The 23,555-nt window shown below is 61.3% G+C and carries 16 protein-coding genes; 12 read left to right on the plus strand and 4 right to left on the minus strand.

Annotated features, from left to right (window positions below; all coding sequences use genetic code 11):
* Window positions 1–28 precede the first annotated feature (28 nt).
* Entirely contained in the window at window positions 29–1,282 is a 1,254-nt protein-coding gene (locus H6A60_RS04690) for a Bcr/CflA family efflux MFS transporter (protein ID WP_205102253.1), read from the plus strand.
* Between the two features lie 180 nt (window positions 1,283–1,462).
* Here the strand turns inward: H6A60_RS04690 and H6A60_RS04695 are convergent, their stop codons facing one another.
* Entirely contained in the window at window positions 1,463–5,140 is a 3,678-nt protein-coding gene (locus tag H6A60_RS04695) for an Rne/Rng family ribonuclease (RefSeq protein WP_205102254.1), read from the minus strand.
* Between the two features lie 1,554 nt (window positions 5,141–6,694).
* Between H6A60_RS04695 and H6A60_RS04700 the strand changes: the two genes are divergently transcribed.
* From H6A60_RS04700 to H6A60_RS04715, 4 genes are all read left to right on the plus strand, one after another.
* Window positions 6,695–7,705 carry an RluA family pseudouridine synthase gene (locus H6A60_RS04700; protein ID WP_205102255.1) on the plus strand — a complete coding sequence of 337 codons (1,011 nt, stop codon included), beginning with the start codon at window positions 6,695–6,697 and terminating at the stop codon, window positions 7,703–7,705.
* Between the two features lie 156 nt (window positions 7,706–7,861).
* On the plus strand, window positions 7,862–8,764 hold the full coding sequence (gene ttdA / locus H6A60_RS04705) for a L(+)-tartrate dehydratase subunit alpha (RefSeq protein ID WP_205102256.1): 903 nt from the start codon (window positions 7,862–7,864) through the stop codon (window positions 8,762–8,764).
* On the plus strand, window positions 8,761–9,381 hold the full coding sequence (ttdB, locus tag H6A60_RS04710; RefSeq protein WP_205102257.1) for a L(+)-tartrate dehydratase subunit beta: 621 nt from the start codon (window positions 8,761–8,763) through the stop codon (window positions 9,379–9,381). Before ttdA ends, ttdB begins: the two co-directional genes overlap by 4 nt.
* A gap of 298 nt (window positions 9,382–9,679) precedes the next feature.
* A complete protein-coding gene (locus H6A60_RS04715; RefSeq protein WP_239477587.1) occupies window positions 9,680–10,936 on the plus strand; it encodes a peptidase U32 family protein in 1,257 nt (418 codons plus the stop codon).
* A gap of 36 nt (window positions 10,937–10,972) precedes the next feature.
* On the opposite strand, the gene H6A60_RS04720 is transcribed toward H6A60_RS04715, so the two are convergent.
* Window positions 10,973–11,917: a LysR family transcriptional regulator gene (locus H6A60_RS04720; protein WP_205102258.1), complete on the minus strand. Its 945-nt coding sequence runs from the start codon at window positions 11,915–11,917 to the stop codon at window positions 10,973–10,975.
* A gap of 269 nt (window positions 11,918–12,186) precedes the next feature.
* Here H6A60_RS04720 and H6A60_RS04725 point away from each other — a divergent pair, with 269 nt between their 5' ends.
* The 4 genes from H6A60_RS04725 (at window position 12,187) to H6A60_RS04740 (ending at window position 17,467) form a co-directional block, all read left to right on the plus strand.
* Entirely contained in the window at window positions 12,187–13,446 is a 1,260-nt protein-coding gene (locus H6A60_RS04725; RefSeq protein WP_205102259.1) for a hypothetical protein, read from the plus strand.
* A 158-nt stretch (window positions 13,447–13,604) separates the two neighbouring features.
* Window positions 13,605–14,306 carry an HAD family hydrolase gene (locus tag H6A60_RS04730; protein ID WP_205102260.1) on the plus strand — a complete coding sequence of 234 codons (702 nt, stop codon included), beginning with the start codon at window positions 13,605–13,607 and terminating at the stop codon, window positions 14,304–14,306.
* A 247-nt stretch (window positions 14,307–14,553) separates the two neighbouring features.
* On the plus strand, window positions 14,554–15,756 hold the full coding sequence (locus H6A60_RS04735) for a hypothetical protein (protein ID WP_205102261.1): 1,203 nt from the start codon (window positions 14,554–14,556) through the stop codon (window positions 15,754–15,756).
* Window positions 15,757–15,850: 94 nt separating this feature from the next.
* Window positions 15,851–17,467, plus strand: a complete 1,617-nt coding sequence (locus tag H6A60_RS04740; protein ID WP_205102262.1) for a gamma-glutamyltransferase family protein — start codon at window positions 15,851–15,853, stop codon at window positions 17,465–17,467.
* Window positions 17,468–17,579: 112 nt separating this feature from the next.
* Here H6A60_RS04740 and H6A60_RS04745 read toward each other — a convergent pair whose 3' ends face one another.
* Both H6A60_RS04745 and H6A60_RS04750 read right to left on the minus strand, forming a co-directional pair.
* Window positions 17,580–18,872: a dicarboxylate/amino acid:cation symporter gene (locus tag H6A60_RS04745; protein ID WP_239477588.1), complete on the minus strand. Its 1,293-nt coding sequence runs from the start codon at window positions 18,870–18,872 to the stop codon at window positions 17,580–17,582.
* Window positions 18,869–19,570, minus strand: coding sequence for a lyase family protein (locus tag H6A60_RS04750; RefSeq protein ID WP_239477589.1), 702 nt, complete (start codon window positions 19,568–19,570; stop codon window positions 18,869–18,871). The genes H6A60_RS04745 and H6A60_RS04750 overlap by 4 nt, the downstream gene beginning before the upstream one ends.
* A gap of 186 nt (window positions 19,571–19,756) precedes the next feature.
* Between H6A60_RS04750 and H6A60_RS04755 the strand changes: the two genes are divergently transcribed.
* The 3 genes from H6A60_RS04755 (at window position 19,757) to H6A60_RS04765 (ending at window position 23,506) form a co-directional block, all read left to right on the plus strand.
* Entirely contained in the window at window positions 19,757–20,461 is a 705-nt protein-coding gene (locus H6A60_RS04755; RefSeq protein ID WP_205102263.1) for a FadR/GntR family transcriptional regulator, read from the plus strand.
* A gap of 156 nt (window positions 20,462–20,617) precedes the next feature.
* Window positions 20,618–22,045, plus strand: coding sequence for an MmgE/PrpD family protein (locus tag H6A60_RS04760; protein WP_205102264.1), 1,428 nt, complete (start codon window positions 20,618–20,620; stop codon window positions 22,043–22,045).
* A 129-nt stretch (window positions 22,046–22,174) separates the two neighbouring features.
* A complete protein-coding gene (locus H6A60_RS04765; protein WP_205102265.1) occupies window positions 22,175–23,506 on the plus strand; it encodes an anaerobic C4-dicarboxylate transporter family protein in 1,332 nt (443 codons plus the stop codon).
* Window positions 23,507–23,555: the final 49 nt, after the last annotated feature.

The raw sequence follows: 23,555 nt of genomic DNA on the forward strand, positions 1-23,555 counted from the left end.
CTTTGCATTCTAAGGAAGCAGCGTCTTGATGGGGAAAATCGAAGCAACCTCGGGCACCGGTGCCGACAACGCCGGCAAGGCTGCGCCTCGGTCGCCGTCATTTGGGGACGCGGCGCTGCTAGCGGCCATCTCGAGTCTCGGTCCCTTTGCTGCGAATACTTACGTACCCGCCTTTGGGACGATAGCGGCCGACCTCGGGACAACCATGGTGGGCGTACAGCAGACGCTCTCCGTGTATCTTGCCGCCTATGCCGTGAGTGCGCTCTTTGTGGGCGCGATTTCCGACGCCGTCGGCCGCAAGCCCGTCATCATTGCGGCGACGCTCGTCTTTGCCGCTGCCTCCATCGGCGCGATGTTTGCCGATTCGCTCGAGGCGCTTTACTGCTGGCGCGTTTTGCAGGGCATGTGTGCATCGGTGGGGGCCGTTCTGTCGCAGGCAGTCATTCGTGACCGATGGGATGGCGCCGATGCCGCGCGACTCATCGGCCTCACGGCGATTCTTTTCGCGCTTGCGCCCGCTGCTGCGCCCGTTGCGGGCGGCTGGATTACGCTTTTGGCGGGATGGCGTGCGGTTTTTGCGTTCTTGGCGCTCTTCAATGTCTGCGTTGCGCTCCTTGTATGGCGCTGCCTCAAGGAGTCGCTCGAGCGCCAGCGCAGGCAGCCCTTCCGTGCGGGGCCGCTGCTTTCGGGCTACTTCAGGGCCGTTCGCCACAAAGCCTTCATGGCGGGCGCGCTCGGGCACGGCTTTGCATTTTTGGGCACGATCGTCTATTCGGCGGGAGCTGCCGACTTTGTGCTGCACATCATGGCGCGCGACGTCAACGACTTCGGACTTCTTATGGTGCCGCTCGTCGCCGCAACGATGGTCGGCGCCTTTATTGGGCCGCGCATCATGGCCAAGATCGGCAATTGGCGCCTCATTTTCGGCGGCATCCTCGTGATGGTGGCTTCGGGCATTCTCGGCATCTGGCTCGAGCTTGAGGGCGTCGGCGGCTATCCTGCCGTCATCGTCTTTCCGATGATTTACAACGTGGCCGTTTCGGCTGTCCGTCCCGTGATGAATGTCATGAACCTCGACTGGTTCCCCACGCGACGCGGGCTTGCCGCTTCCATTCAGCAGTTCTGCCTCACGATGGCCTTCTGTCTTTCATCCTCGGTCTTTGTGCCGCTTGTCATGGGCGAAGCCTGGAAGTACAGCGCCGTGATGTTGGGGGCCGCTCTGATGACGGCATGCCTTTGGCTTGTCGTGCGGTCTGCCGCCAAGCGAGCCGAACGGCGCTAAGCGGACCGGCAATCGCCGTTCGGCTGAAAGGCGTCTGCGAAAAGCTCGAAGAAAAAAAGAGAACCCCGGACGTTTTGCAACAATCCGGGGTTCTTTATGGGCCTATGGCGCTTTTTGCTGCTTTTGGTGCTTTTGGCGGTCGGACGGCACTGACGCCACCGACCGCACCTGAGCAGCGTTTTAGGCTTTCTTCGTTTCCACCTGAACGAGCGCTTCGGCGACCGCTTCAACGGATTTTTCCGTGCGGCGGCCCGGGTAGCGGACGGGTTCGTAGACGACGGGCTTCACGAGCTCGGGACGGGTGTGAACCTGCACGAGCCCTTCGGCTTCGTCTGCGGGAGTGGCGGCATGCACGGTTGGACGCCCCGGGTAGATCACGGGGGCGTAGCTCACGCGCGTGTCGAAGTCGCGGCGGGTATGGACCTGAACGAGGCCGGCGCGCGCGAGGTTCGCTTCGAGCCCTTCGGCAATTGCGAGGGTTCCGAAGGGTTGAACGGCTTCAAGCGGTTCAACCGGTTGAGCTGCTTCAACCGTCTCAGCGGCGACGGGCTTCGTCTCGATCTGCTCGAGCACTTCAGCGACGGGCTCGGCGTCGGCAGCCTGCGCATTTTCGACCGATTCGACCGTTTCGGTCGCTTCAGGCTTCGGTTCAGCTGCACGCACTTCCTGCACCGTTTCGGTTGCAGCCGCGGCAGCGGTTTCGTCAGCGGTCACCTTCGTTTCGATCTGAACGAGCTTCTCTTCAACGGGCGCTTCGCTGCGGGGCTTACGCGAGCGACGGCGGCGTTCCTTCTTCGCGGGCTCTTTCGCGGCTTCACGGAAAGTTTCGCGAACGGCCATGGAAACGGCCATCGAGACGGCCGAGGGCTTCGTTTCGATCTGAACGAGCGGTTCGCTTTCGTGGAAGGTGCCGAAAGCGGGGTGTGCGGCTACTTCGGCGCACATCGCTTCGACTGGATCGATCGCAGGTTTGACCTTGGCGTCAACCGTCTTTTCGGCTTTTTCTTGAGCCTTCTCTTCGGTCTTGGCTTCAGGCGCCTTCGTCTCGATCTGCTCAAGCGCTTCGGTCTTCACGACTTCAACGCTTGAGGGAGCTTCGGCTGCGGCAGCCGCTGCAGCGGGCTCGCTCGTTTCGGCCACAGCGTTCGGCTGCACATCCTGCGCGGTCTCGGTACTCGCTTCGCCTTCGGCTGCATTGCGGCTGCGGCGGCGACGGCGCGGACGACGGCGGCGAGCGCCTTCTTCGGCGTTTTCAGCGGCTTCGGCGCCTTCGACGGATTGCGCTGTCTCGATGCTTTCGGCGGCTTCCCTGCCTTCGCCGCTTTCGGCAGCGACCGGCGCTTCGATCGCTTCGACCTTCTCAGCCGCTTCGGGCTTCTGGGCGGGCACTTCGGCTGCAGTCACCGCTTCGGTCGTCTCGATCGTTTCAGTCGCCTCGGCGGCTTCGACGGTCTCGACGGCTTCGTTCGAGCGGCGGCGACGGGAGCGGCGGCGCGGCTTACGTTCGGTGCTCTCTTCGCTGCGGGTTTCCTGCGGCGCCAGTTCGGCGTCTTCCGTGCCCTGAGCGGGTTCGGTCGTCGTCTGAATGGCTTCGGGTACCGCTTCAGCTGTCGGCGCGAGCTGTTCGACCGGTGCGACCTGAACGGCCAGGGCGGACTGCTGCGTTTCGTCGGCTGCGGCTTCGGTGCGGCTGCGGCGCCGGCGCGAACGGCGTTCGTTCTTTTCGGTGCGCTCCTGCGCGTCGGCCTTGATTTCGGCCTTCACGTCGGCTGCGCGATCCGTACGATCCGCACGCGCGCTCTGGCGCTTTTCTTCGTCAGCGCGCTTTTCCTCAGCAGCAGCGGCTTCGCGGCGATCCGCACGTTCGAGTCGCTCGCCCGTGCGATCGCGTCGGCTGCGGTTCGTGCGTTCACCTCTGCGCGTACCGCGGCGCGAGCCGCGCTCGCTCGAGGCGCGAGCGCTCTTTTCTTCGGCGGGCTTCTTCGGCGTTTCAGGTTCGACTTCCTTCTTCTCTTCCTTGTCGCCAAAGAGGAACGCGGCGATGCGCGCAAAGAGCCCCTTCTTGGGCGTCACGGCTTCGGGACGCGCTTCAACGGGCTTCTTCTGCGACTGCGCCTTCTCTTCCTTCGGAACATGGACGGGCGCGGGCTCGCGCTCAATCATGATGTTCTTGATGACAGGTTCCTGCTTGCTGCGCGGCGCCTTTTCTTCGGCGGACTTCTGCGCATACGGGTCGCTCGCACGCGTGTCGATTTCTTCAACGAGGTTGAAGCTCGCCACATGCTTTTCGAGACGTTCGTCGTCCTGGCGGATGCGCTCGATGTGGTAGTGCGGCGTTTCGAGGTACGTGTTCGGCACGAGAATGATCGGCACGCGGTGGCGCGCTTCGAGCTTCGTGATGTCGATGCGCTTTTCGTTCAGGAGGAACGTCGCGACGTCGACGGGCACCTGCGCCTCGACGGCGCCCGTGCCTTCCTTCATCGCTTCTTCCTGCAGGATGCGCAGCACCTGGATTGCGCAGCTTTCCGTGTCGCGGATGACGCCGACGCCGTTGCAGCGCGGGCAGGTGATGTGGCTGCCTTCGGAGAGGGCCGGGCGCAGACGCTGGCGCGAGAGCTCCATCAGGCCGAAGCGGCTGATCTTGGCGATCTGCACGCGGGCGCGGTCGAAGCGGATGGCGTCCTTCAGGCGCTGCTCGACGGCACGCTGATTCTTCGGATCGGCCATGTCGATGAAGTCGATCACGATGAGACCGCCCAAGTCGCGCAGGCGCATCTGACGGGCCACTTCGTCGGCGGCTTCGCAGTTCGTGCGGAAAGCCGTTTCCTCAATGTCGGCGCCGCGAGTAGCGCGTGCGGAGTTGACGTCGATTGCCACGAGCGCTTCGGTATGGTCGATCACGATCGCGCCGCCCGAAGGCAGCGGCACCGTGCGCGAGTAGGCCGTTTCGATCTGCTGCTCGATCTGGAAACGCGTAAAGAGCGGAATGTCGTCGCGGTAGCGCTTCACGCGACCGATCATGTCGGGCATGACGTGCGCCATGAACTGGCGGGCCTGCTCGTAGATTTCGTCCGTGTCAACGAGAATTTCGCCGATTTCGGGCTGGAAGTAGTCGCGGATGGCGCGAACGACGAGGTTCGACTCTTCAACGATCAGGAAGGGCGCGGGGTTGAGGCGCTTCAGGGGCTTGCCGTTCATCACGGCTTCGGTCGTGACGTTGACCTTGCGTCGGCCGTTTTCTTCCGTGACGAGTTCGTACTGGGGCTTGGCGGCGTCGACAATGGCTTCCCAGAGCTTCAGAAGGTAGTTGAGGTCCCACTGGAGCTCTTCGGTCGTGCGGCCGATGCCCGCGGTGCGCGCAATGGTCGACATGCCCGAGGGGACGTCGAGCTTTTCCATCGCTTCGCGCAGTTCCTGACGTTCTTCACCTTCAATGCGGCGCGAGACGCCGCCCGCACGCGGGTTGTTCGGCATCAGAACGAGATAGCGGCCCGCGAGGCTGATGAAGGTCGTGAGCGCGGCGCCCTTGTTGCCGCGTTCTTCCTTTTCAACCTGGACGATGAGCTCCTGCCCTTCCGTGATGGCTTCGCGGATCGTGGCGGTGCGCACGTCGAGACCGGGCTTGAAGTAGGCGCGCGAAATTTCCTTAAAGGGCAGAAAGCCGTGGCGATCCTCGCCGTAGTTGATGAAGCACGCTTCGAGACTCGGCTCGATGCGCGTGACGATGCCCTTATAGATATTGGACTTGCGGGCTTCGCGGCCCGCTGTTTCGATGTCGATGTCGATCAGCTTCTGACCGTCGACGATGCCGACGCGCGTTTCTTCCGGATGCGTGGCATTGAAAAGCATTCGCTTCATTGAGCACTCCTTGAGGCGCCACTGACGCGGGCGAAGGACGTGCCACTGAAGTAAATTCAATCGTTCGCGCTGTAATTTGCCTTCTTTTGCGCGCATCGCGGCTTATCTGCGCAGCACGGGCCGCACAGAGAGCCCGCGTCGGGCGCTCCGGAAGCTTGTCGGTCTCTTGACTGGCGAAAAGAGCATAAAAAAGAACACGCGCACGGCTCCCGAGCAAGGAGCGGCACGCCGTGGACCGGCAAGTCGCGGATAGCGTGTCGGCCGAACGCACCGCACAACAGGTGCGGCATTCGGCGCTTTGGGGAGAGTCGCATCTCGCTCGGGCGACAGGCACTTCTGCATCCAGCCCGCGAAAACGCGTCGACGCGGTCTCGTAGCGCGTCAACACTTCCTGCTCGAAGGCGACGCTCGACCCGTACGTCGGGATGCAAACTGTCGGACGGCGAGGGCTCGATCCCTCACAGCTGTTCCGCTTCTCGGGCGGCGTTCTTTACGAACAGGACCCGAAAATTCTGTCTTTCGGCGATGCGAATGCTTTGAAGCGGTCCGGGTGGCGAGGATGACGGCCGCGAGGCGAGCTGAAGCCGGGCTCGCAAGTGCGGCCTTCGGAACGCTTAGGCGTGTCGGACGGCATTTTGTGGATTGCGGGTTCGAAAGAGAGGCGTCGGCGGCGGTGCCACGCGTTCTTGGGCGAGCGAGCTCTGAAATAGGGACCGTTCCGGCGGCAGGCGCGACCCTCGCTTTGGGGTGCATGGCGTGCGGCAGCCGGCGGGAGCTTCAGCTTCGCCGAGCGGGCTATGGCCGTCGAGTCCGCAGCCGTCGTCAATGTGCCGGCCGCGTCTTCAACGCAACGCTTTCGATTCGCAATCCTTCAGGTCGTCCGATTCGGCAAAGCGCCCGTCGGACGCAAACGCGTGCGCGGGGCTCGATCGCATCGGTCTCCTCGATCCGGAAGCGCCAGGCGCTCGACAATCGTCGGAAGAGCGAACGAAATTCTTTAAATCCGTGGCAACGGCCGGACGAACGAGTCGGCCGGCCGAAGCTGCGCGCCGCACAAATCAAACGCTGACGGCGAAGCGGTTTCCGCAAGCAGACACCTTATCCGCGCCATGGGCTCCCGCGCCGCAGCACTCTTTTGCGTGCGCTCAAGCGGCCAATTTCCCCCTTTGTAGGGGGCAAAAGGCTGCGAGCGCGCTTCTGAAAAGAAAAGCCGCAGGGCGGAACGCCTATCCTGGGGAAGCGTGTCCGAGTTCGGTTGTTCGCTTTAGGTCGCCGCAGCGAAGACTGCGCTAAGCGTGCAAAACAAACAAAAAACCGCTCGATGCGCAAAACCTGCCTTTGCCTCGGTTCGAACCGGCCGAAAGCGGCCTGAAGCGGTCGAAGGCGGGCGCGGCAAGGCGCATCCAACGGAAACAAATCCAAAACGAAACATGCGACAATGCGCGCGCGGCCTTCGTAGGGCCGCCGATCGCCTTTGAGGCATGTCGACAAGCACTGAAAACGCCGCCGCGCATTGCGGCACCGCTTCCGGCGCACAGAACGAAAGTATAGACGATGTCCGCACCTGCCAAAACAGAAATTACGCCCCAGAAATCTGCTTCGATCTCGGTACTGCCCGCCGATCGGGTTACGTATGTCGAAATCGGCGAAGACGCTGCGGGACAGCGCTTGGACAATTATCTCGTGCGTGTGGCCAAGGGGGTGCCCAAGAGCCACATCTACCGCGTGGTCCGTCAGGGTGAAGTGCGTGTCAACCGCAAACGCGCCAAGGCCGAACTCAAGCTCGAGACGGGAGACGTACTGCGCATTCCGCCGATGCGCGTTTCGCAGCGTCCGGTGACGCAGGCGCCTGCGGCGCCCTTTGCCGAGGGCGCGATTCCCGTGCTTTACGAGGACCGTCATCTGCTTGTCGTCAACAAGCCCGCCGGCATTGCCGCGCACGGCGGCTCGGGGATTTCCTACGGCCTCATCGAGCGGCTTCGTGCGACGCACCCCGACGAGCCCATGCTCGAGCTCTGCCACCGTCTTGACAAGGAGACGAGCGGCGCGATCGTGATTGCCAAAACCAGAAAGGCGCTTGTGCGCATGCACGACCTTATGAAGGCGGGCGGTGTCGAGAAGCATTACTTCACGCTCGTCAAGGGCGACTGGGTAAACGAGCGCCAGCACGTGCGGCTGCCCTTGGAGCGATACCTGCTTGCGTCGGGCGAGCGGCGCGTGCGCGTTTCGGCCGAGGGCATGAAGGCGCACTCGATCTTCACGCAGCTCGAGCGCTTCGGTGCCGTAACGTTCCTGGACGTCGAACTCAAGACCGGCCGCACGCACCAGATTCGCGTGCACGCTTGTGCGAGCGGACATCCGCTTGTGGGCGACGACAAGTACGGGGATTTCGAATTCAACAAGGCGGTCGCACAGGGTACGCTCGGCATGCCGTTTAAGCGCATGTTTCTGCATGCCGCGCGTCTTGCGTTCGAGCACCCGGTGTCGGGCGAGGCGCTCGATATTCGCGCGCCGCTGCCGCCCGAGTGCGAGGGGCTCCTCGCGGCGCTTCGCCGTTCGCGCTGAGGTTCGGTCAGTCTTCTTATAGTCTGTAAGTTATATATTTGATAATTCATCAAATATTCGACTTATGGGCAATCGCTCCCTAGACTTTGGGCTTAGTTTCAGGGGCGCCCTTCGGGGCGTCGTCGAGGCTACATCGACCCTAAGGAGAAAGAAGCAATGTCCGATCAGGCTCAGCTTGTCGAGCGTTTTACGGACGTCATGGCCAAATTCACCGCTTTCTTCGGCAAGCGGCTGCCTGACGACGTTTACGAGAAGCTCGAAGAGATGCGGCGCGTTCAGAAGAGCGAACTCGCCGAGCTTATTTACGATGCCATGTTTACCGATCTCGACATGGCCAAAGCGCGCAACGTTCCTTTCTGCCAGGATACGGGCGTCATTCAGTATCACATCGAACTCGGTGCCGATTTTCCCATTCGCAACGAGCTCGAAGCGTGCCTCAAGGAGGCCGTGCGTCGCGCAACGAAGGCGGCGCCGCTGCGCCACAACGCCGTTCAGATTTTTGACGAGCGCAATACGGGCGACAACACCGGGCACCGCATTCCTTGGATTGACCTCGAGATTGTCCCGAATTCGACGGATGCCGTGATCTACGCCTACATGGCGGGCGGCGGCTGCTCGCTGCCCGGTGCGGCGAAGGTGCTCATGCCCGTCGAAGGCTACGAAGCGGTCGTGCAATTCATTTTCGACACGATCTGCGAGCGCGGCGTCAACGCCTGCCCGCCGCTGCTCGTCGGCGTCGGGATTGCCGGTTCCGTCGAAGTGGCGGCAACGCTCTCGAAACGCGCGCTCATGCGCCCGGTGGGCTCGCACAACTCCAACGCCCGCGCAGCCGAGTTCGAGCGCATGGTCGAAGAGGGACTGAACAAAATCAATATCGGCCCCGGCGGTCTTACAGGCGAACTTTCCGTTATGGGCGTCAATGTCGAACAGGCCGCGCGCCACCCGTCGTGCCTTGCCGTCGGCGTTTCGGTCGGCTGCTGGGGACACCGCCGTGCGGCGATTCGCCTGCATGCCGACATGTCCTACGAACTGCTTTCTCACAAGGGGGTGGAACTGTGAAGACGCACTACCTCAAGACGCCGATCAAGGACGAGGATCTCGAAGGGATCGAAATCGGCGACATCGTTTATTTGGAGGGCTACCTCATTACCTCGCGCGACGACGTGCACATGCGGCTCGTCAAGCAGCACCGCGAACTACCCGTCGATCTCGCAGGCAAAGCGATCTTTCATGCCGGGCCCATCATGGTGCCCTGCGGCGAAGAATCCGCGAGCGGCTACAAGGTCGTATCGATCGGACCCACGACCTCGATGCGTATGGAGAAGTTCGAGCGCGAATTCATTCGCGACACCGGCGTGAAGCTCATTGTCGGCAAGGGCGGCATGGGACCCAATACGGAAGCGGGCTGCCGCGACTACAAGGCTTTGCACTGCGTGTGGCCGGGCGGCTGCGCGGTGCTTGCGGCCAGCAAGGTCGAAGAGGTCGAGGCGCACCATTGGGAGGAACTCGGCATGCCCGAGTCGATTTGGGTGATGCGCGTCAAGGAATTCGGTCCGCTCATCGTTTCGATCGACACGAAGGGCCAAAACCTTTTCGAGAAGAATAAGAAGGTCTTCAACGCGCGCAAGCAGCCGATCGTTGACGAGATCAACAAGCACGTCGACTACTTCGATTGAGGAACGATAAAAAAATAACCCGATCTTGACGACGCCCTAGCGGCATCGACCGAACGCTCGGCCGACCGATGCCGCGAGCGTTGATCCGCCGCTCGAGACATTGCGTTTCGAGCGGTCTTTTTTGCGCATAAGTTTTGCGCGCATCGCGACGGATGGAAGAATTGATGACGAGCGCACGCACAGGCTTGACGCGACGGCCGTCTCTAAAGAAAATGCCGAATCTCCATTATTCGATCGGTTTTTCGCCGAGGCGCTGCTCGCTCAGACAGTCGGTTGCCGCGCTCGGTCCAGTTCCAACATGCCCAACGCTCACGCTCTGAACGGCTACGAAATCATGGCCCCTGCCGGCGCGCTCGACGCCGTTGCCGCCGCGCTTGCGGGCGGTGCCGACTCGGTTTATTTCGGCGCAGGCGCACTCAATATGCGCTCGCGAACCGCTTCGAGTATCACGCTCGAAGACCTCCCCGAAATTGTTTCGCGCTGTTCGGACAAGGGGGCGAAGGCCTACCTCACGCTCAATTCCATCGTCTACGAGGGGGAATTGCCGCTCATGGAGCACATGCTCGATCGGGCGGCCGAGGCGGGTATTTCGGCCGTGATTGCGGCGGACCCGGCCGCCATCGCCGCCGCGCGCGAACGCGGCATTGAGGTGCACCTTTCGACGCAGTTGAGCATCTCGAACGCGCGGGCGCTCAAGTTTTATGCGCAGTTTGCCGACGTCGTTGTTCTTGCGCGAGAGCTGACGCTCGAAGAAATCAGGGGCATAGCCGAGACGATCGAACGGGAAAACATCTGCGGCCCGAGCGGCGAGCGCGTTCGCATCGAGTGCTTCTGTCACGGCGCCCTTTGCATGGCCGTGAGCGGGCGCTGCAATTTGAGCTTCTTTTTGCGGGGCAAAAGCGGCAACCGCGGCGAGTGCCAGCATATCTGCCGTCGCAAGTATCGGCTCGAAGACATCGAGCGCGGCGAGGCGATCGACTTTGACGGTGCGCGCTTTCTCTCGCCCAAGGACCTTAAAACGATCGGGATCATGGACCGCATGGTGACGGCCGGCATCAAGGTCTTCAAGATCGAGGGGCGCGCCCGCAGCCCCGAATATGTGCGCACGACGGTCGAGTGCTACCGCGAGGCGCTCGAGGCGGTGCTCGGAGGCCGCTGGGCCGAGGCCGACGTCGAACGTTGGAACGAGCGGCTTGGCGGTGTGTTCAACCGCGGCTACTGGGACGGCTGGTACATGGGCGCAAAGTCGCTTGAGCAGACGGCCGGCAACGGTTCGCTCGCTTCGCTCAAGAAAGTCTATGTCGGCCGCTGCATCAATTACTACCCGCGTGCGGGCGTCGGGTGCTTCCGCATCGAAACGCAGACGATTGAAGAGGGCGACCGCTTCGTCGTGACGGGCCCCACCTCGGGGGCTGTCATGGGAACGGTTGAGGGGATGCTTCTTGAAGAAGTGCCCGCCAAGTGCGCCGGCAAAGGCGACGAACCGACAATCGCCGTCCCCGAGCGCATCCGCGAGGGTGACCGTCTCTATAAGCTCGTGCCCGCGCGCCGCTAAGCATGCGGACGCGCTCTCGGTTTCTCGAGTGTCCGCTCAGCCGTTCTGGAAGCGCTCGGCAGCGACCGCTTGCATCGTTCGCACGAGCAGGCGCGCAGCCTTCGAGAGGTAGCGCGCCGGCCGATAGGCAGCGACGACCAAGCGGTTCGGTACCGCCGGGTCGATCGCAAAGAATTTCACCCCGAGCGCGGCGTTGCTTCGGCGTGCAAGCGTTTCGGTCACAATCGTTGCACCGAGTCCGGCACCCGCAAGTGCGAGCGCGGCGTTAAGCGATTCGCTTTCAAGGACGATTTTGGGAGAAGCCCCGGTTTGCGCGACAAGCGAGCGGTAAAGGTCGTGGATCTGCTGTCCGGCGCGCACGACGATGAAGGGCTCGTCGGCTAGGAGTTTGAAAGGAAAAGGCGGAAATTCGGCTTGCCGCAGTTGCGGCGGGCAGACCGCCATGGCAGCCGCCGTCAGCGGGCTCTTTTCGTTCACGGCAAGGAGGAGCCGCTCTTCGCAGATTTCTATCGACTCGAGTCCGGGCTGCGCCAGCGGCGCGATCACAAGCGACAAATCCGTTTTGCCGCTCCAGACGAATTCTTCGAGCTCGCGCGTCGTACCTTCTTCGAGTGCGATCTCAATGCCCGGGTGTGCTGCGCGAAAGACAGGGAGCACCTCCGTCAGAAAGAAAATCTCTCGATACTCCGAGGCGCCGATCACAACGCGTCCGCGTTCACCGCCGTTGATGTCGAGGACGGCTCGACGGCAGTCCTCGCGGATTTGCGCGACGCGCTTTTCGGCGTCGTAAAAAATCCGCCCCGATTCCGTCAGCGAAAGCGGCCGCGTCGAGCGGTCGAAGAGTTCGGCACCGACGTCCTTTTCGAGTCGCTGCACATATTGCGAGAGCGAGGGCTGCGAAATCTCGAGAGCTGCCGCGGCGCGCGAAATGCTGCCGGCCTCAAGAATGGCGGTGAGATAGCGGAAGGCTTGCGAGTGCATGCTGGCTCGAGAAAAATCCGTTGCGGTGAATCCTGATTTTGCCGCGACTCGCCCGAAAATGTCGACCGGACGGGGGCTGGCGAGAAGTTGTCGGCGGTAGCCCTTTTTAGTGCTAATGCCTTTTCTGCCGTTTTATAGCGTCAATTAATGTCGCAAGTAAAAAATATGTACGCGACGAAAATTGACGTATTGGTTCCTAAGATGAAAACAACGGAAGCGCAGTTTGGTACGTGTTTCCGATGCTTAATCGAAAAGGAGTTGGTTGGTAAATGGCGGCACTCGCAAACTTTTCTCGGTTTTCTCGTCTCAATCGTATTTGTGCGGCACGCGCGGCCGCCGCTTCGAGCGGCATGGCGCTCGTGAGCGGACGTCTTGGCGACGCAGGCATCGATCGCGAGGATGCGATCGTGCTGCCGCTTCCGATGGCGGCTGCGGCTGAAGCGCTCGATATGTTCGATCGTTTTGATGCGATCGACTGGAACAACTATCCGTCGGCGTGGCGCACGAAAAAGAACGCTTTCTTCGAGCGTCTCGCTCGCCATGTCGACGCGCGCTGTCGACGCGCCGCCGCGGCACAGGCGGAACTGGAAGAGACGACGCTTCTTGCGCTCGCATCCGACGAAGCGCACGACGTGCGAAAGCAGTTGGCTGACAACTGCGATGCGGTTCGTCGACTTGATTCGGCTCTTCTGTGCGAAATCGCCGCTCACGACGAACGCCTGATCGAGTCGCTCGCCGCTTCGCTCGAGCGGATTACGAGCGAAGCGCAGGACGATTGGCTCAAGGCTGCGGCGGCGGGCGACGCGGCTCTTCTCGTTGAGAAGGCCAAGGCGCTCGAAGCGTGCATGCGCGCGGCGCAGGCCTTCAAAAACGCCCACGAAACGCATCCGGACCCAAATGTTCGAGAACGCCTCATGAGCGCCCTTGACTTTCCGACGAGCGCGCGCATGAATTTCCTGCACATGTCCGGTCGCATCGGTACAAAACCGAAGGAAGAGCGCTGGCGCTTCGTCGAACCCGACGGTTGCGTTTATGCGCTCGCTTTCATGCGGGAGGCTTGCAGCGAGGCGGGTGACGGAAGCGGCACCGATATGCTCGATGCGATCGATTTCGGGACGAATGCGCCGATGGTTTTCCTGGAAGTTCGTCAGCTCGGGCGCTTTTTGCGCATGGTCCAAGCGCTCAAAGTGCCCGACGAATTTCTGGTGCGCTTTGCCGCAAGCGGCTGCGCCGAGCTTCGCGAGGCGGTCGCCGATCGCAAGAATCTGCCTCAGCCGGTGCTCGATCTCCTTAAGCGCGACGCGTCGTATGACGTGCGTACAGCACTTTTAGGCAACGACGACGCACTGGCGTTGCTGGACGAAACGGACGTCATCGAAGTGCTTGCGGGCGATCCGCTGCTCCTGCGTGAAGCGTTCGAATACGCTTCGCCGAGCGGGCGCATCAAGCGCGTGCTTCACAAGGCCTTTGACGATTCGGACGATCCTGGTGCGCGTGAAATTCTTGCGGCGCTTGACGCCGAAGATTGACGTCGAGCGTCGAGAAAAGAAGCAACGCACCGATATCGGTCGTCGGAGATTCCTGCAGCTGCGGTTCGACCATCCGGCAAAAGACGTTTTGCGCAATTCGTCCGGTGCAGGAGCGCCGTGCTATCGTACGAGCGTTTCTGCACTTTTCCGAGGTTCCCATGTCCGAAGTCTTCAATAGAGAAACGGCGCCCGCGGGCGGCTACGATCTTGTCGTTTTCGACTGGGACGGTACCGTGCTAGATACGACGGCTGCCATCGCACTCAGCATTCAGCATGCGTGCGAAAAAATGCGCCTGCCGGTGCCCTCGACGAAGCTCGCCAATTCCGTGATCGGCCTGGGCTGGCGCGAAGCGATCCGGATCATTGCGCCCACGTGTCCGGTCGAGGAGTACCAGACTTTCTCGAAATACTACGCGGCGCACTACCGCTCGCTCGAAAATGAAGTGCATCTTTTTCCCGGGATCGAGGCGCTGATTCGTGCGCTTGCATCGGCTGGCGTAACGCTTGCTGTTGCTACGGGCAAGTCGCGACGCGGACTCGATCGGGTGCTGAAGATGACTGGGCTTGCCGAATGTTTCAGTGCGACACGAACGGCCGACATGTGCGCTTCGAAGCCCAATCCCGACATGCTTGAAGAAATCGGGATCGAAACCTGCATCGCTGCCGAGCGCACGATTATGGTTGGCGATACGACGCACGACCTCTACATGGCGCGCGCCTACGGGTGCCGGGGTATCGGCGTTACCTACGGCGCCATGAGCGCAGAGTCGCTTCTTGAAGCCGAACCCATTCTCCTTTGCAATGATGTGCCCGCACTCGCTCGCGCGCTCGGCGCCGATGTGCTCCTTGCAAAGGCTTGATTGACGGATGGCAGTCAAACAATCTTTTCGCAGAGAGATCGGGTGAATTTTTCGCAATTTCAGCCGATTCGCTTCTTGCGTTTCACGACGCCTTACTAGGTCGAACACCTGAGGCCGAGCGAGAGAGCCCTCGCTAATCTAGGAAAAGTCGGGTCTTTCCACCCGCTTTTCCCAATCAACAAAGCATCCAAGGCGCTCAAGGCGTGCGTGCGGGCTTTTCCGCGTGTGCGCACGGCGGTGTTCGGCCATGTTTGACAACGTCTTCTTCTACCTCTTTCTCTGCCTGCTCTTTTTCGGCATCGGGGACGTGCTCGGCACGCTCACGAAGGCAAAGCTCTCATCTGTCTTCGTGAGTCTTTTCCTCTTTCTCATCTGCTTTGTCACGGGGCTCATTCCCCCCGACATCATCAAGCAGGCTGGTCTCACCGAGGTCGGCAAATGGGTGACGCCCTTCATCGTTTTTTCGATGGGGACCTCGATCAACCTGCGTGAATTCATCGCCGAATGGCGCACGCTCGTCACCGCCATCTTCTCGATGGTCGTCGTCGCCATTGCCGGTCTGGCCATGATTCCGCTGATCGGCTACAACGAAACGATCGTTAGTGTGCCGATCATCAACGGCGGCATCGTGGCGACGCAAATCATGACGAGCGCCGCGCTCGAGCACGGCATGAATCTCGCGGCTGCGCTCGGCGCCATTGTCTACGCCGTGCAGAAGTTTGTGGGGACGCCGATCGCTTCCTACTACGGCATTCGTGAAGCGCGCGTGCTCATCGAAGAGTATCGCCGCACGGGCGGCGCCGTTGCGAAGGCCAAGACCGAGCAGAAGGCCGGAGCCGAAAAAACGGACGAAGCGCCCGCCAAACCCAATTTCTTCGAGTCGCACAAGAAGTATTACGGCGTTTTCGTTTCGCTCGCGATTACGGCGTTCTTCGCCTGGGTTGCATTCGTGCTCGGCAAGTGGACGGGGCTCGCTTCCTCGATCTGGGCGCTTATCCTCGGTACGCTCGTCTCCGCGACGGGGATGCTGCCGAAGAACATCCTCAAGCACTCGAATTCGTCGGGCATTTTCAACGTCTTCATCTTTGCGACCATCATTCCGTCGCTTGCGCAGATTCGCCTTGAAGACCTGTCGACGCTCGCCTATGCGCTTGTCGTGCTTTTTGTCGTCACCTGCGCCGTGCTCTATCTCTTCTTCTACGTGCTGCCCTTCTGGAAGCTTCTCGGTTCGCGAAACCTTGCCATGGGCGTTTCCGTGGGCCAGCTTCTCGGGTTCCCGGCGACCTACCTCATCGTCAACGAAGTGGCGAAAGCCGTCGGCGAAAACGAAGCCGAAATGCAGTACATCTCCGACCATCTGATGCCGAAGTACCTTGTCTCGGGCTTTGCAACCGTGACGTCCTGCTCGGTCATCATGGCGGGCATCTTCCAGGGGCTCCTGCAGCCCTAATCGTCCCTCGGGGCACGATCGCGGCGGCGCATGTCAACGCTCGTCGCGCCGTGCTCCGTCCCCACTTTTTTCATTCGCTTAGGATTTCATTGAAATGATCAAGTTCGATTTCGACGCGCAGGACTATCCCTATCCCTCCAAGCGCCACGTGGTCTACGCCAAGAACGGCATGGCCTGCGCCGGCAATCCCACGGCCGCTTCGATCGGGCTGCAGACGCTCATGAAGGGCGGCAACGCCGTTGACGCGGCCATTGCCATGGCGAGCGCCTATCCGGTCGTTGAACCGACGGGCAACGGCATCGGCGCGGACTGCTTTGCGATCGTTTGGTTCAAGGGGAAGCTCTACGGCATCAACGGCTCGGGGCCCGCGCCGAAGACCAATTCGGTTGCAGCGCTCAAGGCGCGCGGCTTTGAGAAGATCCCCTCCTACGGTGTGGAGCCGATCAATGTGCCGGGCGCCGTCGGCGCTTGGATGGCGCTTCACGAGCGCTTCGGCTCCATGCCGCTCGAAGATGTGATGGCGCCCGCGATCAGCTACGCCGAAAACGGCTACCCTGTCTCCCCCAACGTCTCGCGCCTTTGGGAAGAAGCTTGGCAGATCTACGGCAAGTACAAAGACCGCCCCGAGTTCCAGGGGCTCTTTGACACCTTCATGGACAAGGGCACGTGGTATCGGCCGGGCGAAATCTTCCGCGCGCCGGACCACGCCAAGACGCTTCGCCTCATCGCCGAGACGAAGGGCGAAGCCTTTTATCGGGGTGAACTCGCCGAGAAGATGGACGCCTTCTTTAAGAAGCACAACGGCTTCCTCACGAAGGAGGACCTCGCGGCCTATAAGCCCGAATGGGTCGAGCCGATTTCGGTCAACTACCACGGCTACGACGTTTGGGAGCTGCCGCCCAACGGTCACGGCATTACGGTGCTCATGGCGCTGCAGATTCTGAAGGGGTTCGAGCTCGGCGAGCGCGATTGTGCCGATACGATGCACAAGCAAATCGAAGCGATGAAGCTTGCGATGAGCGACACGGCCGCGCACGTGGCCGAACCGTCCTACATGCGCGTTACCGTCGACGAGCTGCTCTCCGAGCGTTATGCGGCCGACCGCCGCGCCTTGATTGGCGAGGAAGCCATCATGCCGAGCGCGGGCGATCCGAAGTACCACTCGACGATTTATTTCTGCTGCGTCGACGGCGAAGGGAACATGGTTTCCTTCATTCAGTCGAACTTCCGCGGCTTCGGCTCGGGCATCGTGATTCCGGGCACGGGCATTGCGCTCAACGACCGCGCGGAAAACTTCAAGTTCGACGAAAACCACCCGAACGCGCTCTTGGGCGGCAAGCGTCCCTACCACACGATCATTCCGGGCTTCCTCACGAAGGACGGTGAGCCCGTCGGCCCCTTCGGGATCATGGGCGGCTTCATGCAGCCGCAGGCCCACGTGCAGGTCGTGCAGAACATGATCGACTGGCACCTCAACCCGCAGCAGGCGCTCGATGCGCCGCGCTGGCAGTGGGTGGGCGGCAAGAACGTCGAGGTTGAGCAGGATACGCCCAACCACGTCATTCGCCTCCTGCAGCGCCGCGGCCACAACATCATCGTTCAGCCCGACCCCTACCACATGGGACGCGGCCAGATGATTCTGCGCAATTCCGAGGGCGTCCTCTGCGGCGCGACCGAAAAGCGCACCGACGGTCAGATCATGGCGTATTGATCGCACTCATTCAGGAGGCGCCGCTTCCCGAAGTGAAAACAAGCGCTCAAAAATAGGAGAGGGGACGGCCTTCAGGGTCGTCCCCTCTAATTAATGGGCAGAACAGAACCACTTAAAGCTTGTCGCCGTACATGTCCTTATTCACCATGGCGGCGACGGCACTGTCGGACCACACATTGAGCGTCGTTTCGATGGCGTCGATCACAGCATAGAAGGGCAGAATCACGCCCATGAGCAGAATGGGCACGTTCATGCTCGCCAAAAGCGAGGCCGAGAGGAAGAAGCACCCCATCGGCACGCCGGCGTTGCCGACGGCGGCAATGGTCGAAATGAGAATCCATGCCGCAAGCGTGCCGACTGTGATGTCGGCGCCCGCGTTCTGCATGAGGTAGACGACCGTGATGAGAATGAAGGCCGCGCACCCGTTCATATTGATCGTCGTGCAGATCGGGAGCACGAAGCGCGAGACGGGCTTGCGAACGCCAAGCTTCTCAGCGCAAGCCATCGTCACGGGGAGTGTCCCCGCGGAGGACTTCGAGAAGAAGGCCACCATGAGCGCGGGGAACATGCCACGTGCAACGCGGATCGGGTTGAGGCCGCGCGCGAGGAGCACGAGCGGCAGGATCACGAGCATCTGAATGAAGTTGGCCGAAAGCACGGCGCCGAAGTAGCTGCCGAGCCCGCCGATTGCCACGCCCGAAGCGAGTTCGGTCGTGAGAACGGTAAAGAAGCCGAAGAGGCCGATCGGCAGCGCCTTGATGATCCAGCCCACGATCGTAAAGAGCACGGACTGCAGCCCCGAGAAGAAGGCCATGAGCACCTCCTGGGGGCGGCTGCCCGACGGGAGCTTCGCAATCGCGATGCCGACGGCGGCCGAAATCAGCAGCACCGAAAGAACGTTCGCCGACAGGAAGGGCGCGAGGAAGTTGTCCGGAATCACCGTCTGGACATAATCGAGGTAGCTCTGCTTCGGCGCAACGCCTTCGAGCGAAGCGCTCGAGCCGGAGATGGCGACGTTGGCGGGCGAAAACACGACAAAAAGCACCGCAGCCAACGTCGCGGCGAGGATCGTCGTAAAGAGCGTGTAGAAGATCGAGCGGCGGAAGATCTTCCCCGAGTCGCTCGACTGCGAAATGCTCGCGAGCGTCGCGATGATCGAGACCGCAATAATCGGGATCGAAATGAACTTGAAGAGGCGGATGAAGATCGACGAGACGATCTGCGCAATCTGCTGCAGCATCTCGCCGCCCCAAAGGCCGTTGGCAACGCCGAGCGCCATCGCAGCGAGGTAAAGGCAGGCGAGCGTGATCTGACTGCGCTTCTCTTCGGGCGTCATGACGTGGCGGGTCGGGATCTCTGCGGCCGGCAACGGGGCGGCGGGTTTGTTGTGAGCATCGGGAGTCATGTGTGAGAGTCCTTTGCGGCCTGCATGGGCGGGCGCGAACTTGACTGTTGTGTTGTTGTCTCTGTCAACAAAAGTTGACTAATTTTGTCAAGTATAGACGGACTCTTAAAGGTCTGTGGTATTGCGGATGCCTTTTTGGTGCACAAAGTTACCTCGGTGGAGTTCTGGGGCTGACCGTTCTGCATGTGCGTGTAGCTGGGCATGATCACGTCAAGGTGACGTTCGGCCGTGTCGACAAAGAGTCGAACGGCTTTCTGGACTTCGCGGATTTCGTGGCGCAGACACATCTTCGTCGACGTCGTCGTCTGGTCGTTGCGGCTGTGGCCCGTATGCAGGCGACCGCCCGCAGGCCCGACGATTTCGGTCATGCGCTTTTCAATCGCCATATGGATGTCTTCGTCCTTCACGCTGAAGACGAATTGGCCTGCTTCGATTTCAGCCTTGACCTGCTCGAGCCCGCGGCAGATCGCTTCGGCGTCTTCTTTCGAGATGATGCCCTGGCGCGCGAGCATCGTTGCGTGCGCGATCGAGTCGGCGATGTCAAACGAACAGACGCGCTGCTCGAACGTGATCGTTGCGTTGAAGCGTTCAACGAGTTCGTTGGCCGGAAGATCGAAGCGGCCGCCTCGGCTCTTGGAATTCTGGTTTTCCTTTTTAAAAACGAATAAAAGCGTTATTAAATTCAATTGTGTCGACAACTTAAATATATTGTCGCTAATTTAAAGCGTAAATTGCGAGTATATGAGTTTGTTTTAGGATAAAGGATTGACGAAACGCGGTTTCGTACGCAGAATTGCTCGATCAAACTTTCAATCGGGGCGAGACGACATACGCCTCTTCGCGGGCTGCGGCCTTTCGTGCACCGCGCCCGAAGGAACTTTCAGATGGACGAAGAGAGTCTGTTTCGCGATATTCATCGGCACCTTCTTCGCCGCGCCAAAGAGGCGGATGCGGTCGACACGGAGGCGACGCTTGCCGAGCGCTTCAACGTGTCGCGCTACCGCGTGCGGCGCGTGCTCGACAAGCTCGCGCAGCTTGGCGTCGTCGCGCGTGCGCAAAAGCGCGGCGTGACGGTGTTGCCGCCCGACCCGAAGCTCATGGCCGAGAACATTGAGGAGCAGATTTCCGCTTCGAGCGTCGATGTTCGCGAGCTCCTTGAAGCACGCGAGCGCACGGAGGGCGACTTGCTCGCGCTATCGATTCGCCGTCTGACGCCCGTGCTCTTCGGCCGACTCGAAGAGAAGGTGCCGCAGATGCAGAACTGCGTGGAATTTCACGCCGCCGTGCTGAAGCTTCATGCGGCGCTGCACCGCGAAATCATCGAGTCTTGCGGCAATCGGATTCTCACGGCGTATGCACTTGCGCTGCTCGGCTTCATCGAAAAGCTTTTTGCCGAACAGGCGCATTTCGATCACGAGCTCGTGAGCCGGCTTGTTTCGGGTAACGCCCGACTTGTTGCGGCCTTGAAGGCCGAAGACATTGCGGCCGCACGCGAGTCGCTCAAGGAGGTGCTCGAGGCGGAAGCCGAAGCCGTTCTCGAGGCCGAGCGCCGCTTGGCGGCCGAGGAATCGGGCGCCGCTTCGAGCTGAAAGACCGACCGAGAGCGAATGTTCTGGCGTCGCGTGCCGGAATATCGCTCCGACAGTTTTCCGTTCTTTTTCGTTTTTTTTTATGAAAGCGTCCGGGCTGCGGCAGCATAGTCCGCGCGGGCGCTTTCGAACATTCAACTTCCAGATCCTCCAACCATGACGCAAACCACAGAAATTTCTTCGGTGGACAAGAGCGAAGCGCTTGCCCGCTTCATTGTCGAAACGCCGCTCTCGGCGATTCCGGTCGAAATGTATCGAAAAGCCGAGCGCCACACGCTCGACACGATCGGTGCGGGCATTGCCGGCGCCATTTCGCTCGAGGCTCAGCTGCTCGTGAAGACGCTTGTCGCTGCGGGCGAACCGTCGGGCGCGAGTGCCCTTTGGGCCGCGGGTCGGACGTTGCCGCCCATTTCGGCGGCACTCGTGAACGGCACGGCCGCACACGCGTTTGAACTTGACGACACGGGCGGGTGCGACCATTCGGGGGCCGTTGTTGTTCCTGCGGCAATTGCGGCGGTCGAAATTGCACGCGACGCCGGGCGCGTCGTGACCGGGCGCGAGTTCCTCGCTGCCGTCGTAATCGGCTACGACGTGGCGCGTCGCGCGCTCGAAGCCTGCGGCGCTTACGAAGCGCATAACGGCGCGGGCTTTCATTCGACGGGTACCTGCGGGCCCTTCGGCGCAGCAGCCGCTGCCGCACGCATTCTGGGGGCGTCGGTGAAGGAAACGCAGATGGCGCTCGGACTCGCCTCGTCTTTCTCGGGCGGGCTTTGGGCATGCGTACATAACGGCGCGCAGAGTAAGCGCTTGCATGCGGGGCATGCCGCGAGCGGCGGACTCCTTTCCGTGCTTCTCGCCCGCGAGGGATTTACGGGCCCCACAAAGATTTTCGAAGACGTCTGGGGCGGGTTCTCGAAGAGTTTTGCGCCGCAGTCGGAAGACCCCGACGCGTGGCTCAGAGACCTCGGGCGCGTCTGGAAGCTCGGGCGCGTCTCGATCAAGCCTCATGCCTCATGCCGCTCGACCCATGCTGCGATCGACGCGGTCGACAACCTGCGCGCTGCGCACGGCTTCGGGGCCGACGACGTCGAAGCGATCGAAGTCGTCATCAATCCTTTCGTTTTCGGCATGTGCGGCGGCTTCGATCGTCATCCGATGCCTTCGGCGCAGCTGTCGATCCCGTACAGCCTCGCTGCGGACCTCGTCTTCGGCAACGCTTCGCTTGCTTCCTACGCGCGCGAGCGGCGCGACGATCCGAGGGTCGAAGCGCTGATGGAACGGATCCGCTTCACGGTCGACAAGACGCAGGCTGACGATGAAGAACCCACCGTCATCGTCACTTTGAAGGACGGGCGCGTGCTGCGCGAGCACGTGCCGATGCCGCTCGGTGCGCCGGTCAACCCCGTCTCGGACGAAGCGCTTCTCAAAAAGTTCAAGTCCGTTTCCGGCATGGTGCTCGCGGCTGAGACGGTCGACAAGCTTGCCGAGCGCCTGATGACGCTCGACGCGAGTGAAGACGTCGCGGCCGACGTTGTTGCGCTTCTCGCCGAAAAACCCGCCTCAACCGAGCTTTTCCACGTCTAAACGCAACACGTCTACAAAAAGAGAACGGCGGCGGCACAACGCGTGCGCATTTTTGCCTAAGCTTCACGCCTCGGCGAATTCGCCGCCAACAACCTAAAAGTCAGCTGATAACAATAAAAGGCACTCCAAATGGATCTTATGTTTTGGATGGAGCTTGCCGTCGTGCTCCTGTGCGTCGGCATCGGCGGCCGCTTGGGCGGCCTCGGTCTCGGCGCCGCCGGCGGTCTCGGCGTGTGTATCCTCGTGCTCGGTTTGGGCGTCAAGCCCGGCGAGCCGCCCGTTTCCGTTCTGCTCATCATCACGGCCGTCATCGCGTGCACCTCGATTCTGCAGGGCGCGGGCGGTTTGGATCTCCTCGTTCGACTCGCAGAGAAGCTCCTTAGAAAATGGCCCAAAGCTATTACGATCGTGGGGCCGCTTGTCTGCTCGACCTTCGTGATTCTCGTGGGGACGGCTTACGTTGCCTTTGCGGTCTACCCGGTCGTTGCCGAAGTGGCCGCTTCTGCGAAGGTGCGCCCCGAACGTGCGATTTCCGCCTCCGTCATTTCGGCGGGTATCGGCGTGATGGCTTCGCCCATGTCGGCCGCCATGGCCGCCATGGTGGGCATCATGTCGACGCAGGGGATCTCCTTCGGGCACATCCTTGCGGTGACGCTGCCGACCTTCATTCTCGCCACGCTTTGCGCGTCGCTTTCTGTTTTCTGGCGCGGCAAGGAGCTCGAGGACGATCCCGAATTCCAGCGCCGTGTCGCTTCGGGCGACTACCAGTGGCTCGCTGGGGGCGACCTCACGACGAAGTACGAACGCAAGCCCGCGGCGAAGCTCTCCGTGATCATCTTCATGCTCGGCATTCTGGTTTCGATCCTCGTCGGCTCCGTGCCCGCGCTTCGTCCCTCGTGGACGAATGCCGAAGGCGCCACGACGATGCTTGCCATTCCGCAGATCATTCAGATGGTGATGCTTGCGACGGCCTTCGTGATCATCATGGTCTGCCGCGTCAAGCCCGAGCAGTTTGCGTCCGGTTCGGTCTTCCGCTCCGGCCTCATCGGTGTTGTGGCTGTTTTCGGCATCGCTTGGTGTACGGGCACGTTCTTCGATCAGCACACGAAGGTCCTCGCCGACGCCTTCTCGGGCATCGCCACGACCGCGCCCTTCCTCTTCTGCATTGCCGCCTTCTGCGTCTCGACCGTGATCTTCTCGCCGACCGTTTCGACGACGATCATGATGCCGCTCGGCCTCAAGTTCGGTCTGCCGCCCGAATTCCTGATCGGCACTTGGGCCTGCTGTTTCGGCGACTTCGTCATTCCGGGGGGAGCGCAGATCGGCTGCACGGCTTTCGACCGTACGGGGACGACGCGCCTTGGCACCTACGTGATCAACCACTCGTACATCCGTCCGGGTCTCGTCTTCGTGGTTTCGGGCACGATCATCGGCTGGTGCATCTCGAAGGTCGTCTTCTAACCGTCGACGCGACCTTCTGTGTCTCGAGCGAACGCCCGTACGCCGGGCG

The sequence above is a fragment of the Sutterella massiliensis genome (genome assembly GCF_016899755.1).
Taxonomy (GTDB): domain Bacteria; phylum Pseudomonadota; class Gammaproteobacteria; order Burkholderiales; family Burkholderiaceae_F; genus Sutterella; species Sutterella massiliensis.

What these genes read in the sequence shown, in the direction of transcription:
- H6A60_RS04690 (WP_205102253.1), top strand. Translation starts at nt 29, where the DNA reads ATGGGGAAAATCGAAGCAACCTCGGGCACCGGTGCCGACAACGCCGGC.
- H6A60_RS04695 (WP_205102254.1), bottom strand. Translation starts at nt 5,140, where the DNA reads ATGAAGCGAATGCTTTTCAATGCCACGCATCCGGAAGAAACGCGCGTC.
- H6A60_RS04700 (WP_205102255.1), top strand. Translation starts at nt 6,695, where the DNA reads ATGTCCGCACCTGCCAAAACAGAAATTACGCCCCAGAAATCTGCTTCG.
- ttdA (WP_205102256.1), top strand. Translation starts at nt 7,862, where the DNA reads ATGTCCGATCAGGCTCAGCTTGTCGAGCGTTTTACGGACGTCATGGCC.
- H6A60_RS04715 (WP_239477587.1), top strand. Translation starts at nt 9,680, where the DNA reads ATGCCCAACGCTCACGCTCTGAACGGCTACGAAATCATGGCCCCTGCC.
- H6A60_RS04720 (WP_205102258.1), bottom strand. Translation starts at nt 11,917, where the DNA reads ATGCACTCGCAAGCCTTCCGCTATCTCACCGCCATTCTTGAGGCCGGC.
- H6A60_RS04725 (WP_205102259.1), top strand. Translation starts at nt 12,187, where the DNA reads ATGGCGGCACTCGCAAACTTTTCTCGGTTTTCTCGTCTCAATCGTATT.
- H6A60_RS04730 (WP_205102260.1), top strand. Translation starts at nt 13,605, where the DNA reads ATGTCCGAAGTCTTCAATAGAGAAACGGCGCCCGCGGGCGGCTACGAT.
- H6A60_RS04735 (WP_205102261.1), top strand. Translation starts at nt 14,554, where the DNA reads ATGTTTGACAACGTCTTCTTCTACCTCTTTCTCTGCCTGCTCTTTTTC.
- H6A60_RS04740 (WP_205102262.1), top strand. Translation starts at nt 15,851, where the DNA reads ATGATCAAGTTCGATTTCGACGCGCAGGACTATCCCTATCCCTCCAAG.
- H6A60_RS04745 (WP_239477588.1), bottom strand. Translation starts at nt 18,872, where the DNA reads ATGACTCCCGATGCTCACAACAAACCCGCCGCCCCGTTGCCGGCCGCA.
- H6A60_RS04755 (WP_205102263.1), top strand. Translation starts at nt 19,757, where the DNA reads ATGGACGAAGAGAGTCTGTTTCGCGATATTCATCGGCACCTTCTTCGC.
- H6A60_RS04760 (WP_205102264.1), top strand. Translation starts at nt 20,618, where the DNA reads ATGACGCAAACCACAGAAATTTCTTCGGTGGACAAGAGCGAAGCGCTT.
- H6A60_RS04765 (WP_205102265.1), top strand. Translation starts at nt 22,175, where the DNA reads ATGGATCTTATGTTTTGGATGGAGCTTGCCGTCGTGCTCCTGTGCGTC.